Origin of the sequence: Enterobacter sp. CM29 (assembly GCF_013179605.1) — a bacterium.
Lineage (GTDB): Bacteria > Pseudomonadota > Gammaproteobacteria > Enterobacterales > Enterobacteriaceae > Enterobacter > Enterobacter intestinihominis.
Map to the genome: position 1 here is coordinate 1 of NZ_JABMCU010000315.1, position 2,406 is coordinate 2,406.

Sequence of the window (2,406 nt, forward strand, 5' to 3'; positions counted from 1 at the left end):
GGTTTCTATGTATACAGATTGGCTTTCAATGAAAGCAGAGTTTCAGAATAATCGTTTTTTGCTGATGGCTTTGATGGGGTTAAAAACATTTGTTGATGTCCTGGCGGCCACAAAATCAGTCGGTCTTCTGCTGGAACAGTTTAGTGAACCGATAGCTAAAAAAGTAGCTGGGAAAATTACGGATTTTTTGGCTTGGGAGCGTTTCGGGATCCGAATACTTGCAGTACTGATAACTTGGGAAGTGATGATAGCGATAACTTTGTTACAGGTGGTTGTGACCTGGATATCGGACGATGAGCTTCAGATATGGTGCAGGAAATGCGTATTTGGAACAGCACCGTTCAACCGCAGTGTGGCAGACCAGAATAAAGCCCTGGAAGGGGCGATAAAGGATATTACATGAATTCAGTTGAAAATCAGCAGATATGCTCCCGTTTTGTTGAGCCAGAGAAATTAGCAGACCTGCGTACAAAGCGAGAGATTGAGATGATGAACGGCAGGCCGTGGACGCGTGAGCTTCCGCCGCCGCCGGTATTGCCGCCTTATGGTCCTCTGGAGAAAATATCAGGACAACTGGAGTCTTTTCGATATGAAAGATTCAGGGAGTATTTTGGTGTAAATGCCTACTGAACCCACTCTATGCCGGAGATAACTGACGGGCAGCGTGGTGCGGTTGCTGCTGCAGCGATAGTTGCAGGGAGCCCTGGTGTCGGGGCTGTAATGATGGCTGAAAGCGAATCTTCAAATGATTCGGCGGAATATGTACAGGGGATGATTAATGGTCAGCCATTCCGCGGCTGGGTGGGTGTAACCCGACTAAAAGCGGGAGATAATGTGGACATGATTGCCGAGTGGCAGCAAGACCATTATGAGGTCTATGCCATTGCGTTACCGGAAGAGCGGATAGTTTCTTTGTGTCCGAAATGTGATATGGGACATATTGCGCATATGCTTTGGCGAATTAAAAATATGTTTATCCTGGACATAATCTTTATCATGGCATTTATATGTGTGTGTCTGATTAAATCATTTTCTGAAAATGAATGGATAAGTGAGGGTTTTTGGAGATATTATGGATTTCCTATCTTTGTCTTTTTGTGTGGTAGTGCAATTGTTTCAGGGTTAATTGCATTCTTTGCTTATAAAGCCTGTGCACCCACTTGGTGTAAATTGGCTGAAGAAATATTCCATTTGTTGGAAATGAAGAATGTTACCAATGTGAATCTAAAGAAAATCACTAAGAAAAGAGAACGGCATCAGAAAAAAAGATAAATGGCATGAACCATCAAGTCAATTTCATGATCCACAACCAACGCGTAAGTTTGGCTACTTGTTTGAACACTGGTATTACTATTAACTAAGAAAACGAAAATCCTGATTTTTGTTACCGGCACACTACCGGGCTGTATGTGCCAGGGAAGTCGTCAGAGATTTAGGTGCCACGATACAGACAGAGCCTCAGACTCAGGAAAAGATATTAGCCGCCAAGATGATATCCGGTACAGAATGCATATCTGTAAAACTGGCGGCCACATATTTTGATGTCAGAACACTGGCTATTTTAATGACCCAGGAAACCATGGTGGCAATAAGTTTGTTGCAGGTGGTTGTGACCTGGATATCGGACGATGAGCTTCAGATATGGTGTAAAAAATGCGTATTCGGTACAGCACCTTTCAACCGCAGTCTGACAGACCAGAATAAAGCCCTGGAAGGGGCGATAAAGGATATTACATGAATTCAGAAGAGCAGCATCAGATATGTTCCCGTTTTGTTGAGCCAGAAAAATTAGCAGACCTGCGTACAAAGCGAGAGATTGAGGTGATGAACGGCAGGCCGTGGACACGTGAGCTTCCGCCGCCGCCGGTATTGCCGCCTTATGGTCCTCTGGAGAAAATATCAGGGAAACTGCAGTCTTTCCGTAGCGAATATTTTCGGGAGTATTTTGATGCAGATGCCTACCGGACCAGCACGTTGCCGGAGATATCAGATGGCCAGCGCGGAGCTGCCGCCGCCGCCGCGATAGTCGCAGGGAGTTCTGGCGTCGGGGCTGCCATTATGGCTGAGAGCGAATCATCAAATGATTCGGCGGAATATGTGCAGGGAGATATTAATGGCAGACCATTTCGCGGCTGGGTGGGCATCACCCGACTTCAGGCTGGCGATAATGTGGACATGATTGTTGAGTGGCAGCATGATCATTATGAAGTCTATGCCATTGCGTTACCGGAAGAGCGGATAGTGTCTGTATGTCCGAAATGTGATATGGGGCATATTGCGCATATGCTGTGGCGGATTAAAAATATGTTTATTCTCACGGGGATTTTTTTCTTCTCAGTGCTTTTTGCGGGAGTTCTGAGTGAAGTGATTGAAGATACCTGGAAGGGCTTTGAGTTATTTATCACC

Annotated in this window: 3 protein-coding genes and 1 pseudogene; all 4 read left to right on the forward strand. The window is 45.4% G+C overall.

The genetic code is table 11. The features are described from left to right. Positions 1-403 (forward strand): annotated as a pseudogene (locus HP459_RS22440) (hypothetical protein); the annotation flags it as partial. After that, the gene (locus tag HP459_RS22445) at positions 400-630 is read left to right on the forward strand and encodes a hypothetical protein (RefSeq protein WP_023300229.1); all 231 of its coding nucleotides are present in this window, start codon (positions 400-402) and stop codon (positions 628-630) included. The pseudogene HP459_RS22440 and the gene HP459_RS22445, both read left to right, overlap by 4 nt. 9 nt (positions 631-639) lie before the next feature. Further along, a complete protein-coding gene (locus tag HP459_RS22450; protein WP_171936878.1) occupies positions 640-1,272 on the forward strand; it encodes a putative type VI secretion system effector in 633 nt (210 codons plus the stop codon). A gap of 462 nt (positions 1,273-1,734) precedes the next feature. Beyond that, the coding region (locus tag HP459_RS22455) for a putative type VI secretion system effector (protein WP_301541008.1) at positions 1,735-2,406 on the forward strand (672 nt) is incomplete at its 3' end.